A 16104-nucleotide genomic window follows, 5' to 3' on the forward strand; every position below is an offset into this window, starting at 1 on the left:
TTCGTGGTATTCCTTCAGGATGTGAGACAAGGCTAACTAAAAGCCTTGTCTGTTTTTGTTTGCCAGATAAGGATTTATCAATTAATATGGACGAAAGTAAGTATGTGGAAAGTCGTGCTGATGATATATAATAAAATCAGTGAGAACTTGCGAAATAGAATGAGAATTTTAATGGGGGGATTTTAAAATGAAAAAATTATTACCTAGCATCTTACTTAGTTTTTTCTCATTTCCTTTAGGGTGCCTTCTGCGATATATGTACTTCTTAACATTGCCTTCTTACGGAGATGCTGGGATAGCTTTGTTGGCTATAGTTATCTCTTTAAATGTGATTTCAATTATTATGGCACTAAATACTATAATTAAAAGCTATACATAAACGTTTCTGACTTTCTTAGAAAACGAGCATGGGAAAATTAGTTTTCTCTGCTCGTTTATTCTGACTTTTATCCTCTGGCCCATCGTTGTGGATACCATTTTTGGAACCATGCTGTAAATCCGCCCATAAGCGCAGGCAGGACGGAATTGATTAGACCTATGTAGGGAGAAAATCTGGTGCCTAACAGAACATAAGTCCAAATGGGTGTAACAAGATATAGTGCGCCCCAAGAGGCGGTCAATATGCGATTTGTAGTTATAAAAAGTGGATTTTCAAAGGCTCTTTCCTCGCCGTAGCCCGCTGCACTGTAATGGGCAGTCAGTGGTATTTTGACAAATGCACCTATTGTCCACATCAAACCAAAGAGTAGATAGCTGCTGGAAATGATAAGCCTTATATCCGCACCCAATATAACCAACAATGAAAGCCCGGCTACAATGGGGATGCTAATTTGCTCATAAGCTACCGAACGGAATTTGATCCATAATAATGGAACGCATGCCGCCGTAGCAATTCCCAATGAAGCACCAACAATAGGATTTAGCGACATTGCTATCCAGATTACTGTCCACGGTAATAGAAGAAGCATCATGTTGGTTTTATGCTGAAGGGCTGCATCAGCCGCTTTTGGCGGAACGCACCCGCCAAACAGCTCATCCCATTTAAGCATCAGGCTAAAATCGCCAAGAACCTTATAAAGTCGTTGAAATAGCGCATCTTGCCCTGAGATTTCGCCGCGAGCGATGGAACGCCAGATTGAGTAAGGAGTTTCAATTTTTGTGGTATAGGGTTTGAAACTGTCGGCTAGAACTTTAGAGCCTTGCTTGGTCAGCAGTATTTGATAGGTCTTATCAAGGTCGCTATAATAAAACTCTAGCACACGTTCCTTACCGTCTGGTTTATATAAAGCTGCCATTTGCGTTGTAAAGCTAAGGCTATCGTCTGCCTGAATTGCCATATCCTCGCCTTTGGCAATTCCCCAAGAAGCATCCGCCATTTTTTCAAATACTTCACGCGGATATAAGGGCTCTGCAAGAAGTGCTTGTGTCTCGGGCTGAATTCTTCCGGCAGCATATTCTACACCCGCTCGGCGGACAATTTCCAGATAGGTGTCCGTGCCGCTTTTCAGCTCCGGTACGCGAAACAGTTCTCCCTGTCCGCAAAGGATTGACGTGTAATTGCCTTTTCCGTAAAAGCGATCAAACATGGGGATTACAGCATCATAGTTGCCTTTAGCAGTCCAAAAGCCGCAAGTAGAAATGACAATATGTTTTTGATGCTTCAAATCATAACGAGGTGGGTGCCCTCCGGTCTCAGCGTCTTTTGCCATAAATGGCAGTTCAAGTGGAAGCTGCCTATCTATGAGATTTTTAAGCCCTCCGGGGATGCCGAAATAATATAGGGGAAAGGACCAAACAATCACATCAGCAGCAATCATTTTAGCAAGAATTTCATTCATTTCATCATCTATGATGCACTTTCCAGGCGTTTTATTCCAACAGGAGAAGCATCCCAAACAGCTCTTCACGTCAGTCTTTGCCGCATCTATAATTTCTGTGTCCGACCATTGGGTTCCGTCCAAAAATGCATGTGTAAGCTGCATGGTATTACTGTATTCACTTTTAGGAGAACCGTTCAAAACTAAGACTTTCATCACTTTTCCTCCTCTAAGAGAGCTATTGCTTTATCCGCCCAAGCAAGCCCTGCATCGAAAAACAAATCTCCGTAAAGCACAGTAATTTCCCAATATTTTGCTTTCTTCTTATCGCTAATAACAGCTCCGTATTCGGAGATTGCTTCATAAGCGGTGCTCATTCCCTTAATTCTTTCAAGGCATTTTTCGCGGTAGGCACGAAGCAGTTCCAGTGCTTGTTCGGTACTTGTTTCTCCTGCGAAAAATACGCGCATCAGAAATGCGCTTCTAACGCTCATTGCATTGGCAATATCTGATTCTGGCAGGGACAGCCAGTTGGTAAGTTCCGCCTTTCCGCTGTCTGTAATGGTATATACTCTTTTGTTTGGCTTTTCGCTCTGGATAACTCGCTCACTGGTTAGCCAGCCGCACTGTTCCATAGCATCCAGTTCGCGATAAATCTGGCTGGTTTTTGCTTGCCAGAAAAATGAAAGAGAAGCCTTAAAGGCCTTATCAAGTTCATATCCTGTCATAGGGCCGTAGTTTAAAAGTCCTAGCAAACCATGTTTAAGTGACATTTTAACACCTCCATTTTGTATATATTCAACAAGTATAATATACAACGTGTTAAATACGGTGTCAAGCATAAGAGGAAATAATAATTTATACCTGTTGGATACAAAACTTCGGAGCTGCTGCTATTAGAATATAATAGGAGTAAGTTTTAATTATAAAAATATGTCAATAATCTAAGAGAGTACACCAATAAGGGAGTTAAATATGAGTGGCTTAAAATATGGTAAAACCTCGACAAGAAGAACGGTTGCCTATCTAAGCCTATTAGAAACAACACAACTACATTTAAAAAATCCGTTTGTAATTGCTGCTTGGTCGGTAGCTTTTCCTAGTATGGGACATTTACTGCTATCAAAGTAATTACGAGGGTCAGACAAAAATGATAAAGTATATTCTTTGGACACATAAGGCCATTGGGGTCAGAAAATTAGACGCAGTTAATAATTAATAAAAATATATTTTTATTAAGTTAGGTGGAGATGAACTTTTGATAATAGAATATATTATATATGCCCTTGAGTCTATTTTAGTAATATTTTTGCTATTTCGGTATATTCCCAAAGAAAAGATTCGTGAAGCACATGTAGCTTATTTGTTTAAGCTTGTAATAACATGGTCATTTGGATTAGTAGTTGTAGAGTATGGATTCATCAAATACCCTATCAGATTTTTTCCATATGCTACAAGAGCAACATTTCTATTTGAATTCTTTTTATATCCTGCTATTTGTGCTATATTTGTTGTTAATTATCCGGAAAAGAAAAGTGCTATTCAAAAATTAAAGTATTATTTTTATTACTGCACTACTTTGACAATTATCGAAGTAATTGAAGAAAGATATACCAATGTTATTGAATATATACGCTGGAATTGGTTTTTAACTTGGACTTTATTCTTTATTACTTTCTATATATCACATAAATATAGTAAATGGTTTTTTAGAAAGATAAAAATCCTATAAGACATAAAATTGTTGTTATTATTGAAAATAAGGAAACAATTTTAGCTTCATGCCATCCTGATAGTTCAAAAGAGTGATGGATGGGCGCCATTTTAAAAACTCTCTTGCCTGTAGTCTTATAGGAAATAACTTGAATAAGATCAGACAATGCTTCTAAAACATATATTCCTCCAACTATTGCAATGATAAATGGAGTTTTGAGGATTATAGCTATTGTTGCTACCATTCCACCAAGGGCTAAGGCGCCGGTATCTCCCATTATTATTTTGGCTGGAAAAGAGTTGAATCTCAAAAAGCCTAGTAATGCACCTGACATGCACCCGCAGAAGATTGACAAGGTATAATAACCAAGATTAAAAGCTACTAAAGCAAAGAACACCATTACCAGAAGGGTAACTGATGCAGCTAGACCGTCCAACCCATCCGTCAAGTTTACTGAATTGGTTGTGGCTGCATAAATAAATATAATAAATGGTATGTACAATAATCCAAGGTCTATCATTCTTCCGCCAAAGGGAAGGATAATTGTTGACCCGATTCTGGGATTGTAATATGCATAGATTGCAAAAGTTGTTGAAGCAAAAAGTAATAGCAGCATCTTCTGTTTTGAGGTTAATCCCTCATTCTTTTTATGTACCTTCTTTAAAAAGTCATCGAGAAAACCTATGAAACCGAAGACTATTAAGGAATAGAAAACAAACTGAATTTCCTTGTTATACTGCTTTATGAAAAATAACATTGCGATTATAGATGAGAGAATAAATACAATACCGCCAAAGGTAGGGGTTGAGGCTTTTTTATAATGGCTCTTAGGACCTTCCTCACGAATATTCTGCCCTAGCTTTAATCTTTTAAATAATGGAATAAGTATTGTCCCAATAATGGAAGACAATAAAAAACCTAATAAAATAGCATAAACAATTTTTCTCAATATGAACACCAGCCTTATTTTTGTTTAAATATTTTGGAAGCTTCATGATTATGGTAATATATTAACTGTAAGGACTCAATAAGTATGTATAAGTATCAAATTTAGTTGAAAAATATCAAATAATTAGTTGAATATTATTCAACTAACTTGAGCGTTATTATAGAAAAATACGAACTAACTCCAGAGAAACACAAGGGAGATGGGAGAATGAAAAGAGAGTTACATGAGCTTATAGAAATTGAGGAAAAGGTAAAAAATAAACTGGATTTTATCAAAAGCAGTTCAAATAGCGCACTTGAAGATGTTAATAAAGTAAAGGCTTTAAAAAACAGTATATATGAAAAAGTTTCTAAAACCTTTGTATATAACCTAAAGAGGCTTATCAAGCTTGAAGCAACTCAAAAGGATCTTGCTAAGAAAATAGGTGTATCAGAGGATTTGCTTTCTAAGTACAAATCAGGAGAGGCTTTTCCATCAATAGAAACTTTAATTTACATATGTGAGATATATGGTATAAGCATGGAAAAGCTTGTAGCATTGCCTTTAACAACAATAGATATTGAAAATATGGAAAACAGTCAGGATGTAGATATCAAGGTTTTTGAAGAAAAATACTATGCTTATTTCTTGGTGACTAATATAGCCAGGGGAGGAGCTATACATGAAGGTGTTGTTGAGATTATTAATAATTCTGTAGTATTTAAGATACTGGCTAATGGAGAGGTGATTAAATGCTTCTCTGGAGGATATAGCACTTCGGATAAGCTAATATTTTTTAATCTGCAGGGTCAAAGCAATGGTACTGCTTGTATAAGCATGATTAAACCAAATGTTAATAAAGATAGATATCTTGGAGGGTTAGCGATGCTTATGCTGCCTTCAGATGCAAACAGTAAGCCCTGTGTTCAAAAACTTTTATTAAGCAAAATTCCAATAGACAGAGAAGGGCATTACAGCTCTCTTAAGGAGCTTCTAAACTTTAATGCTTTGGGAGTGGGGCATGTTAAGATATCTCAATGGGAAGATGAGGTTGCATATAACTTTATAAGTAAACTTCTTTAAAAATGTAGATAAAAATAAACTAATCGGAATTGATGAAAGGCCAAAGAAGTATAATTATCAATGGCCTTATTTTCTTATTCCAGACCTATCAAATATGGTTCTTAAATGTATTTCAGTAAAGATAATACACCCTATAGCGATGATAGCCACACCCGATGATGATATTTTCATTGATAAAGCTAAGTTATTGCTATATAAATATCTAAGTAATATAGAGAAGGATGTAAAAACAATACTGCAAATCAACAGCGCCTTCCCAAAGAAACGATTACCTTCATTCCAGGTTTCTTTATTTTTCATTGCAAAGGGTGTTCTATATCCCAAGCTATTATTTATATGCTCTGGTGGATATTTCATTAACACCAATCCAAATAAGGCAAAAAGCAATCCAATGATACAACTTGTTAAAATACTCATATAATATCACCTCACTTAATGTATTATAATACAATTATACCATGATTTGGGAGCAATAGGAGGGATAAAACTATGGACAATTTAGTAGTTAGGCAGTGCAGCTTAAAGGATATAGAAAAAGTTAAATTTATAAGTGAAAAAACTTTTTATGAAACTTTTTCTAATGAGAATACGAAAGAAGATATGGACAACTATCTTAGAGACCATTTTTCATTTGAGAAGTTAGAGCATGAAATAAGAAATGATTATTCAAGATTTTATATAGTTGAAGAGAAGGAAGAAGTAGTAGCCTATATGAAGCTTAATTTTGACAAGGCGCAAACAGAGGCAGGACATTATAACTCATTAGAAGTTCAAAGAATTTATGTCCTAAAGGAATATAAGGGTAAACATATCGGTAAATTATTGATACAAAAGGCTATAGAAATTGGTCTTAGTAATAATATCAGTTACATTTGGCTAGGTGTATGGGAAAACAATATAAATGCAATAAAATTTTATGAGAAACTAGGATTTCAAAAATTTGATACACACATTTTCAAATTAGGTGATGATGAACAGACAGATAATTTAATGAAACTCACCTTGTAAAGTTGTTTCTATACGGTTAACCATTATACAAATAAAGTACTTCAAAAACATAATTTTTAAAGAAAAACGGAACACTAAGGATTAGATTACTAAAGGAAGGGATGAATTTTGTGGTTTCTAATTCTAATATTTCTGTTTACAGTGAAATAGGAAATCTTAAGTGTGTCCTTCTTCATAGCCCTGGAGAAGAGGTTGAGAATATAGTTCCGGATTATTTAAGAAGATTATTATTTGATGAAATTGTCTTTTTAAAACAGGCAAAAAGGGAGCATAATCAATTTGCAGATATTTTACGTAAGGAAGGTGTAGAAGTTCTTTATCTTACTGAGCTTATGGCAGATATTTTAGAAGACCCTAAGGTTAGAGCTGAATTTCTAAAAGAATTTATGGAGGAAGGAAAAGTTGTTACAGAGGGGCTTCAGGAAGCTATTTTGGAGCTGTTTAGCCAATGTTCACCACAGGAAATAATAAGAAAATGTATAGCTGGTATTAGAAAAGAGGAGCTTCATCATATTAAACCCAAGTCTCTTGGCGATATGGTTAAAAATCCATATCCTTTTTACCTGGATCCTATTCCTAATATGTATTTTCAAAGAGACCCTTTTGCATCTATTGGGTCGGGTATTTCTTTAAATGTTATGGCCAATGAGACACGAAATAGAGAAACTATATTTGCAAAATACATATTTGATAATCATCCTAGGTTCAAGGATGTGCCAAGGTGGTATAACAGAAACAAAACCCATCCAATTGAGGGCGGAGATATTTTAGTTCTTTCAGACAAGGTTTTAGCTATCGGAATAAGCGACAGAACAGAATCAATAGCAATTGAAAGATTAGCACATAAGCTGTTAAGCTCAGAGGAGACTTTTGAAACAGTTTTAGCTTTTGATATTCCTAAAACTAGAGCCTATATGCATTTAGACACAGTATTTACTATGGTGGATTATGATCAGTTTACTATATTTTCAGGCATCGAGGACCCTTTAGATGTATACAGTATCTATAGAGGAAAAAATGATGAAATAAAAATAAAGTATGAGCATGAGGATTTATCTAGCATATTGAAAAGACATCTAAACCTAACCGCAGTAAACCTAATAAAGTGCGGCAATGGCGATCGTATTGCAGCAAGCAGAGAACAATGGAATGACGGAAGTAATACACTTGCTGTAGCACCTGGCAAAGTAATTTGTTATAATCGAAATCATGTAACCAACGAAACCTTAAGGAAAAATAATATAGAAGTGTTAGAGTTTGAATCCTATGAATTATCTAGAGGTCGAGGCGGCCCAAGATGCATGAGCATGCCTTTAATTAGAGAAAAGATTTAGCAAATTGAATGGGGAGTTTGTATGAAGAATATTAAACTCAAAAACTTTGATGCTTTTCCGCTATATGTTTTATAGCATTAGGAATGCTGATTAGTAAGTGAGCTTATTCCCTCGCAGAAGAAAAAAAGTAACTTGTTAACTTTTTTAAAATTTAACTTTTCGTACTGCGAGGACTTTGGGGCGTTTTAAGAGATTAGTGTGCATCTAGATTATAGTCGCGCTGAGAAAAATATTTCTTCTATACTGAACTGCAGTCAAGGTTCAACTAAAACCTTGACTGCCTTTTTATTTAGAAGATAAGCTTACAATTAATGAATATGACTGTACGAAAATTTCAAGTAAGTACTTGGGAAAATATACTGTTGATGTATAATTAGATTAGTGAGAACTTGTAAAAAAAATATGATGTATGAAATATATAAAAGAACTCAATAAATAGTAAATTTGAAAGGGGATAGTGTGACCCTTATCCACTTTGGTAAACAATAGGAACTGGTGATATACTAAAAGCGAAAGGAATGATAATTAAAATGGATAAAATAAAACTAAGTAATGAAGTTAATATTCCAGTGATAGGATTTGGGGTATTTAAAGCAGAGCTCGGGGAACAGACAGAAAATGCTGTAAAGTGGGCCTTTGAAAGCGGATATAGACATATTGATACAGCTAAGATTTATGGAAATGAACAAAGTGTTGGAAATGCAATTCTAAACAGTGGTTTATCAAGAAAAGATATTTTTCTGACCACAAAATTATGGAATGATGATATACGAGCTGGAAATGTTAGAGAAGCATTTTATGAAAGCTTAGAAAAGCTGCAGACTGATTATGTGGATCTATACTTGATTCATTGGCCTGTAAATGGATATGCAGAAGCGTGGAAGGTTTTAGAGGAATTATATTTCGAGAAAAAAATAAAAGCAATTGGCGTAAGTAATTTTCATAAAAATCATTTGGAAGATTTAGATAAAGTAGCTACGATTAAACCAATGATTAATCAAATAGAATCCCATCCTATGTTTAATAATCAGGAGCTGATTGACTACTGTCAAAGTCAAAAAATAACGGTTCAAGCATGGAGCCCGTTGGGTGGCAATGGAACAAATATAATATCGAATGAATGCTTAAATGAGATTGGAAAAAAATACAATAAAAGTGCCGCACAAGTAATAATCCGTTGGCATTTACAAAGAAACGTTATTCCATTACCCAAGTCAGTAAATAAGGAGCGCATCAAATCTAATACAGAAGTATTTGATTTTAATCTAACTTATGAGGATATGATGAAAATTAATGAACTTAATCAATTTAAAAGAGTAGGACCAGATCCTGATTGTTTTAAGTTTTAGGGAAAAAATTTATTATTGAATGAAATAGTTGGTTATTTTATGAATTACAGGCAAGATTTAATTAAAAATCTTGCCTGTTTTTTATTTTTTAGTCCTTTTATTGACATTTAAAACACAAAGTGCTATCGTTAAATTGAACAGTGTTTAATAATAAAACAGTGTTCAATAAAGCGAGGGATAACAAAATGACTATGGAAAAAAGAAGAGAACGAGAAATAGAAGAAATGAGGGAATTTATTCTTTCAGCAGCTAGAGATATTATAGCCTTAGAGGGGTTTGAAAAATTATCAATTAGGAAGATAGCTAAAAAAATTGAATACTCTCCAGCTATTATTTATCATTATTTTAATGATAAGGAAGAAATATTAAACAACGTAATGCAAAGAGGCTATAAGAAAATAATATCAGCTGTATCTTCATCGGAGATGAAAAATGCTTCGCCTGAAGAAAGACTGGTAGAAATGACTAGAAATTATATAGAAGCGGCACTAAATATGCCTGATGAATTTATGGCAGCTCAGTTAAATAAATCAAAAGAAGCCTTAAAGCATACATCCTCTCTATTTAAAGGAGCTTCAAAAGAAAAGCCTGCATTAGCTGCACTATGCCAATGCTTGCAGGAGATATATAAAGATAAAGAGGTAGATGAAAATACAATTGAATTAACTGCTCAGATGATTGCAGTGGCAACCTTAGGTCTTATTATGAAGCTCACTATAGAAAGAGACCTACGTGAAGAACAAAGACAAAGGTTAATTGATTTTTATTCAAAAGATATAGTATTAAGAATAGCTAAGGATAATACAATTAAATAGGTAGAAGAGATAATTCGGAATCATTAAAAAATGTTTTAAATAATTAAAATGGGGGTAATTAAATGAATACTTTGATAGTTTATTCAAGCAAATATGGATGTACAGAGAAATGCGCAGGGCTTTTGGTTAAGGAGCTTAATGATAAAGTAGACATAAAAAATTTAAAGAATGCAGGGGATATTGATATTTCAAAATATGACAAGGTTATTGTTGGCGGATCAATTTATATTGGTAGAATACAAAAGGAAGTTACAGAATTTTGCTCAAAGAATTTAGATAAGTTAAAAGCAAAAGGAATTGGATTATTTATTTGTGGAATGCAGGAAAGTGAGGCAATCAATACTGAATTAAATCAGAACTTTCCGTCAGAGCTTTTAAATATTGCAGCAGCAAAGGGATATTTTGGTGGGGAATTTATACTTGATAAAATGAGCTTTATGGAAAAGCTGATAGTAAAAATGGTATCAAAGGTATCCTCTGATAAATCAAATATATTAAAGGATAATATTCATAAGTTTGCCCAGGAAATGAATGTCGTTTAATTAGGTGGAGGGGTTATAAATGAAATATAAAAAGCCAATTAGCTTGCTTATAGGGTTTATTATCATATTATCAGTGTTTGCATCGGTGGTTGGCATTTTCTCTAATGCTGGTTCGGGAGTTAAAGAAATTGAATCATTTAGAGGTGAAACAATTAAAATTTATGGAAAAGGTTTGTATAGGAATGATTCAGTAGCAGTAGCAGCGCAGGGTATAGCACAAGATATAGTAACAGTTGCGTTAGGTGTTCCCCTATTAATTGCATCACTTTATCTTGCAATAAAGGATTCTTTGAAAGGTAGGTTGCTGCTTACAGGAACATTAGGTTATTTCTTATACACCTATATTTCTTATGTTTTTTTATGGATGTACAACCCAATGTTTATAGTGTATGTAATGCTGATGTCAGCAAGTTTCTTTGCATTTACCTTATTAATGATGTCCTTTGATATAAAAAATTTAAGTTCAGCATTTAATAAAAAGCTGCCAGTAAAATTTCTGGGCGGCTTTCAAATATTCTTTGCTGCGGCATTATGGTTGCTTTGGATGGGTAAGTTAATACCTACAATAACAAAAGGAACTGTACCTGTAGGTTTAGAGCATTATACAACCCTTGTTGTCCAAGGCTTAGATTTGGGATTTATAGTACCTATAGCACTTTTATCCGGTGTGCTGTTAATTAAAAGGAAACCCTTTGGCTACCTTCTTTCTTCAGTAGTAATTATGAAAGGTTTTACTATGGGGGCAGCTCTGACAGCTATGATAATAAGCCAATACATTTCAGGTGTTTCAATGGGGATTGTAGAGATAATTATGTTCCCTACGTTTAGCTTGGTTATATTCTATTGCATGATTTTGCTGCTAAAAAATATTAATGGTAAAGGATGCGCCTAAGTAAAACAAATAATGGGGGATATTTATGAGTAAAAACAGAGACAAGAGTTTGCATTTAGTAACTCTATTAATTATTATTTTTAGCATTATAACATCATCCATGGGCCTTCTATATAAAACAGGAGGAAAAGCATATGACTTTGTGAACCAATATGGTGATACAGTAAAAATATATGGGGATGGATTATACGCACATGATTCGTATTTCATGGCACCTATCTTTCGTGGAACAGATTTTACAATTTTATTTTTTGCTATACCAATTTTAATTACTGCACTAGTATTGGATATAAAAAGAAAAGGGCTAAAGCATCGTATATTTTTAATCTCGATTATTTCTCTATTTACTTATTACTCTACGGGCATTGCATTCGGAGTAACTTACAATGTGTTACACTTGATATATATAGCGCTATTTTCCTCCAGCCTTTTTGGACTGATTATTGCAATCAGTACTATAGATAAAGAGCAAATTGAAAACAGCACGGGAGATAAGTTGCCATTTAAAGGCATATATGTATTTTTACTGCTAACGGGCATTTCACTTATTGTGGCATGGCTACCAGACATAATTAAGTCTTTAGCACTAGGACGATCTTTAGAACTAATTGAAATCTACACAACGCAAATAACCTATGTGTTAGATATGGGTATAATTGCTCCAACCGCTTTAATGTGCATATATGAGTTAAAGAAACGAAGCAAAATAGGGTATATTCTTCTAGCACTGCTGCTTACAGTATGTACTGTTGTTGGGATAATGCTTCCTATTCAAACAGTATTTCAGCTAAAAGCAGAAATCCCTCTTTCACTTGCAGCTGCTGTAACAAAGATAGCAACCTTTGTTGTTTTAGCATTCTTTGCACTATATTTTAATATAAAATTTTATAGAAATATAAAGAGTTCTTAGTAGAGGTATTATATATAAATCTGCTATCATGAAATGATGAGTAAATAAAAAAGATTTTTAAAACAACAGAAGAATATGTAAAAGAAGAAAGGTATTCATGAAATAATTCATGGTATAAGCATAAAGAAATAATATTCAAAAGTGTTTTAAACCGAGAGATAAATAATTTATAATCAATGAAGTTGATGAGAATTTTCTCTCACAGCAGCAGTCAAGTCGTAATTGAAGGCCTTGACTGCTTTTTTTATATAATTAATGAAATGAAATTAACGCATATGGCTAAAGTAAGTATATGGAAAATTATACTGTTGATGTATAATATATTTAATTAGGAATTGTAATCTAGGGCAATTATGTGTGTTATAAAAAGGGGGAGAAATAGTGTTTTTAATGGCTTTTACAAGAATATTCAAGTTGATGATTTGGTTAGCTCTAATTGGTCTACTTCCATATATAATTTACTTGTTAATTAAGGCATTAAGAATTTATATTAAAAAGAATTCTTAATGAACAAGACTCAGATAAGACCTATTGATAAAAATGTGCAATATAAAATTAAATAGTTGAAAAATGATTCAGATATTAATCAGAATTAGGAGGAGGATTATGGAGACGATTATGTCATTTGTGACACCTATATTGTTATGGATGGTGGCTCTAATAATTAATACGGGAAAAGCAAATTTCCTAATAGCAGGCTACAATACTGCTACACAGGAAGAAAAAGATAAAACAGATGAAAAAGCGCTATCTAAGTTTATGGGTAAGTTTCTTTTCGTGTTAGGCTTAATTCAATTAATTATCCCAGTTTCTAGACTCTTAGGCTTTGAAAACTTTAGAAGTATCCTGGTATGCGTAAATATATTATTTATTGTTACTATAATTTGTGGGGTAATTTATGCTAATACAAATAAGAGGTTTGAAAAGTAAATACTTGATTGAAGTGGAATGTAAGATAAGATAACTAAAGCTGCAGAGACGGATATCAATTTCCTAGCCTTTAGAAATGCAAACCGAATAGTTTATAAAACATCGTATTATTCAGATATGAATTTTACGGTGTTTTTTATCGTATTGCACAAATTCAAATATATATCATTGGAAAAATGGAAAGTGAACTTGACATATGCAAAAAATGGAGTTATATTATCTATGGAAAGTAAACTTTCCATAAGTTATAAAAAGGAGTAATATGGTTTGAAAAACAGATTAGAAGAGTTAAGAAAGATAAGAGGAATTAAGCAGGAAGAATTGGCAGAGGCTTTAGAAGTTTCAAGGCAGACAATAGGCTCACTTGAAAACGGAAGATACAACCCTTCAATTGTACTCGCTTTTAAAATTGCAAAATACTTTAACTTAGCCATAGAAGACATTTTTATTTACGAGGAGGAATAAGATGAAGAGATTAAATTACATACATATTGGAGTTACATTGACAGGGATGTTTATATTTTTAAATGTTTTTACAAGAGGCAAAGGAATTGTATGGTTTTGTGTTGGTGCCATATTGATGGTGGTTGGCTTATATAACTTAATTGTTAAAGCCAGAGAAGCAGTTGATCAAACGTACAAAAAAACAAATAGCATTGATAATAAAGATGAACGAACTATATTAATTAAAGTGAAAGCAAAGGCTTTAACCTATGATATTACTTTATTTGCAATTAATCTATGCATTTTATATTATCTTTTAAAGGATAAAAGCGGAATAGTTATTGCTTTAACTTGTATAGTAATTCTGCAACTAGTAACTTTTGAAATATCAAAAGTTCATTATAGTAAAATGTTATAATTTGGAGGGAAGCATTTATGATGAAAAAAGTATTGTGTTTAATTGTTTTAGCAATATTAAGCATCACAGTTTTATTAACTGGTTGCACTAAGAAGAATACTAATAATCTAATTATTACAAATAAGAGTTCAGAAATTATTAACAGCTTAGCTATTCAAAGAGGGAATCAAACAGATGTTATGGGAAGTAAATTAGAATCAAACCAAAAATGTTATTTTGATATGGGGGTACAGGATAACTATACCTTTGTAGTAGAGTTTGAGGACGCAAATAAACAGATTATTCGCAGCAAACAAATTACTGCTAGCTTCAATCATAATAGGAACGGAGCAAAAAATATTAATATTTCTAAAGATAATGATAAGGAATGGTCTATTACTCTTGAAAATTAGAATTTATCTCTATAGTGTTTATAAGGAGTGTAATATATATGAAAGAAATATTTGCTAAACCAGCAGCAGGTGCAATAATTGAAAAAACAGTTAATGATAGAAAATATATTTTAATTCAAGACAGGAACAAGGGTAATGAAACTGTTGAAACTGGAATGATTGAAATTCCAGCAGGGAAGGTAAGAGAGTATGAGAATATATTTGATGCTTTAAGGCGTGAGGTTTCAGAAGAAACTGGCTTAAAGGTAGTTGAAATAGAAGGAGAAGAAGAGAAAATAGTTTCATTTGACACCGGTTATGAAACAATTAGCTACATGCCCTTTTGTTCCACACAAAACTTATCAGGCGGGTATTCTATAATATTGCAGACATTTATTTGCCATGCAGAAGGTGAATTATTAAAGAAAACAAACGAGACAAGCAACATTCGATGGGCGTTATTGTCGGACCTAGAAGCCATGCTTATAGCAAAACCTGAAAAATTTTATCCTATGCACATTAATGCTCTTAGAAAGTATATTGCTAATAACCATACACAATGATGAAACCAGAGATTAACCTAATTACTATTTGGATAGGTGAAATAGATGGAAACATATCTGCAGGCAAAGCGTAATTGAAGGCTTTATCTGCTCTTTTTATATAACTAATAAGATGTAATTATCGCACGCAGCTAAAGTAAGCATATGGAAAATTATGCTGTTGATGTATAATGGTATTAGTGAAAAACTGTAATTAAATATGTAGGAAAGAGGATGAATATGAATGTAATCAATACACTCATTAATGAATTTATTGGTGTTACATCTAATGTTTTGTTGTTCTCAGTTATACCACTTGTTTGGTATATAATTAGAGAAAAATCATCAAAGGGATTTTTCTATTCAATAGGTATTTATAAGCCTCAGAAAATGAATCTTTTCGCGATGATTATTATTATTGCTGCAGTATACTTAGTAACATTATTAGCTAATGTTTTGGTAATTAAATTAGGGTATAGTGGAAGAAGTATTGTTAATACACATGAATTCACATTATTATCATTTTTCATATATCTTTTGCTCTATGGCTTGAAAACAGGTATAGCTGAAGAAGTTTTTTTTAGGGGATTTGTTGCAAAGAAACTTATTAAAAATCTTGGATTTTCAAAGGGAAATGTTGTTCAGGCTGTCGTGTTTGCTTTACCACATTTCGTAATACGAGGTTCAGCATCATTATTAGATATCATTGTACGAATTATAAATGCTTTTTTGTTAGGATACACATTTGGATATATTATGGATAGAAAAAGTAATGGAAGCATTATTCCAGTTATGATTTCTCATATACTTATCAATATGACATCAAGTTTAATATTGTCTATGATTCTATAGTATATCTATTAGGAATATAATACAATTATTGCTGATATTGGTTCAAATACAGGAAAAGTTAACAATTTAACTTTTTAAAATATAATTATACAAATTAATTTAGTCAAAACTACTTGTTTGTTACGCAGCGTCATATAGTACAATTTATGTAGAGG

The 16104-nt window shown here is 33.0% G+C and carries 19 protein-coding genes; 15 read left to right on the plus strand and 4 right to left on the minus strand.

The window, feature by feature from the left end; translation table 11 throughout:
- Positions 1 to 446: 446 nt before the first annotated feature.
- Both NBE98_RS17450 and NBE98_RS17455 read right to left on the minus strand, forming a co-directional pair.
- Positions 447 to 2033, minus strand: a complete 1587-nt coding sequence (locus NBE98_RS17450) for a flavodoxin family protein (protein ID WP_250816291.1) — start codon at positions 2031 to 2033, stop codon at positions 447 to 449.
- Positions 2033 to 2590, minus strand: coding sequence for a PadR family transcriptional regulator (locus NBE98_RS17455; protein ID WP_250816292.1), 558 nt, complete (start codon positions 2588 to 2590; stop codon positions 2033 to 2035). The genes NBE98_RS17450 and NBE98_RS17455 overlap by 1 nt, the downstream gene beginning before the upstream one ends.
- Positions 2591 to 3075: 485 nt before the next feature.
- On the opposite strand from NBE98_RS17455, the gene NBE98_RS17460 reads away from it, so the two are divergent.
- Positions 3076 to 3549, plus strand: a complete 474-nt coding sequence (locus NBE98_RS17460) for a CBO0543 family protein (RefSeq protein ID WP_250816293.1) — start codon at positions 3076 to 3078, stop codon at positions 3547 to 3549.
- On the opposite strand, the gene mraY is transcribed toward NBE98_RS17460, so the two are convergent.
- Positions 3527 to 4480 carry a phospho-N-acetylmuramoyl-pentapeptide-transferase gene (gene mraY / locus NBE98_RS17465; protein ID WP_250816294.1) on the minus strand — a complete coding sequence of 318 codons (954 nt, stop codon included), beginning with the start codon at positions 4478 to 4480 and terminating at the stop codon, positions 3527 to 3529. The genes NBE98_RS17460 and mraY overlap by 23 nt on opposite strands.
- A 207-nt stretch (positions 4481 to 4687) precedes the next feature.
- On the opposite strand from mraY, the gene NBE98_RS17470 reads away from it, so the two are divergent.
- Positions 4688 to 5542 carry a helix-turn-helix domain-containing protein gene (locus NBE98_RS17470; RefSeq protein ID WP_250816295.1) on the plus strand — a complete coding sequence of 285 codons (855 nt, stop codon included), beginning with the start codon at positions 4688 to 4690 and terminating at the stop codon, positions 5540 to 5542.
- 66 nt (positions 5543 to 5608) lie between these two features.
- On the opposite strand, the gene NBE98_RS17475 is transcribed toward NBE98_RS17470, so the two are convergent.
- Positions 5609 to 5959 carry an SdpI family protein gene (locus NBE98_RS17475; RefSeq protein ID WP_250816296.1) on the minus strand — a complete coding sequence of 117 codons (351 nt, stop codon included), beginning with the start codon at positions 5957 to 5959 and terminating at the stop codon, positions 5609 to 5611.
- A gap of 72 nt (positions 5960 to 6031) precedes the next feature.
- Between NBE98_RS17475 and NBE98_RS17480 the strand changes: the two genes are divergently transcribed.
- The 13 genes from NBE98_RS17480 to NBE98_RS17540 all read left to right on the plus strand — a co-directional run bounded on the left by NBE98_RS17480 (position 6032) and on the right by NBE98_RS17540 (position 15949).
- A complete protein-coding gene (locus NBE98_RS17480; protein ID WP_250816297.1) occupies positions 6032 to 6550 on the plus strand; it encodes a GNAT family N-acetyltransferase in 519 nt (172 codons plus the stop codon).
- A 110-nt stretch (positions 6551 to 6660) separates the two neighbouring features.
- Complete coding sequence (gene arcA / locus NBE98_RS17485) at positions 6661 to 7884, plus strand: arginine deiminase (RefSeq protein WP_250816298.1); 1224 nt, start codon at positions 6661 to 6663, stop codon at positions 7882 to 7884.
- A 530-nt stretch (positions 7885 to 8414) separates the two neighbouring features.
- Entirely contained in the window at positions 8415 to 9233 is an 819-nt protein-coding gene (locus NBE98_RS17490; RefSeq protein WP_284703656.1) for an aldo/keto reductase, read from the plus strand.
- Positions 9234 to 9418: 185 nt separating this feature from the next.
- Entirely contained in the window at positions 9419 to 10048 is a 630-nt protein-coding gene (locus NBE98_RS17495; protein WP_250816300.1) for a TetR/AcrR family transcriptional regulator, read from the plus strand.
- Between the two features lie 62 nt (positions 10049 to 10110).
- Positions 10111 to 10590: a flavodoxin domain-containing protein gene (locus NBE98_RS17500; protein ID WP_250816301.1), complete on the plus strand. Its 480-nt coding sequence runs from the start codon at positions 10111 to 10113 to the stop codon at positions 10588 to 10590.
- 19 nt (positions 10591 to 10609) lie between these two features.
- Complete coding sequence (locus tag NBE98_RS17505) at positions 10610 to 11482, plus strand: hypothetical protein (RefSeq protein WP_250816302.1); 873 nt, start codon at positions 10610 to 10612, stop codon at positions 11480 to 11482.
- Between the two features lie 25 nt (positions 11483 to 11507).
- Positions 11508 to 12392, plus strand: coding sequence for a hypothetical protein (locus NBE98_RS17510; RefSeq protein WP_250816303.1), 885 nt, complete (start codon positions 11508 to 11510; stop codon positions 12390 to 12392).
- A 606-nt stretch (positions 12393 to 12998) separates the two neighbouring features.
- Entirely contained in the window at positions 12999 to 13322 is a 324-nt protein-coding gene (locus tag NBE98_RS17515) for a DUF3784 domain-containing protein (protein ID WP_250816304.1), read from the plus strand.
- Positions 13323 to 13589: 267 nt separating this feature from the next.
- Entirely contained in the window at positions 13590 to 13787 is a 198-nt protein-coding gene (locus NBE98_RS17520; protein WP_250816305.1) for a helix-turn-helix transcriptional regulator, read from the plus strand.
- A 1-nt stretch (position 13788) separates the two neighbouring features.
- Positions 13789 to 14184 (plus strand): DUF2178 domain-containing protein, encoded by a 396-nt coding sequence (locus tag NBE98_RS17525; protein ID WP_250816306.1) that lies wholly within the window; start codon positions 13789 to 13791, stop codon positions 14182 to 14184.
- Positions 14185 to 14201: 17 nt separating this feature from the next.
- Positions 14202 to 14576 carry a hypothetical protein gene (locus NBE98_RS17530; RefSeq protein ID WP_250816307.1) on the plus strand — a complete coding sequence of 125 codons (375 nt, stop codon included), beginning with the start codon at positions 14202 to 14204 and terminating at the stop codon, positions 14574 to 14576.
- A 38-nt stretch (positions 14577 to 14614) separates the two neighbouring features.
- Positions 14615 to 15118 (plus strand): NUDIX hydrolase, encoded by a 504-nt coding sequence (locus tag NBE98_RS17535; RefSeq protein WP_250816308.1) that lies wholly within the window; start codon positions 14615 to 14617, stop codon positions 15116 to 15118.
- A 219-nt stretch (positions 15119 to 15337) separates the two neighbouring features.
- Positions 15338 to 15949 (plus strand): CPBP family intramembrane glutamic endopeptidase, encoded by a 612-nt coding sequence (locus tag NBE98_RS17540; protein ID WP_250816309.1) that lies wholly within the window; start codon positions 15338 to 15340, stop codon positions 15947 to 15949.
- Positions 15950 to 16104 lie beyond the last annotated feature (155 nt).

Origin of the sequence: Clostridium swellfunianum, from assembly GCF_023656515.1 — a bacterium.
Classification (GTDB): domain Bacteria; phylum Bacillota; class Clostridia; order Clostridiales; family Clostridiaceae; genus Clostridium_AT; species Clostridium_AT swellfunianum.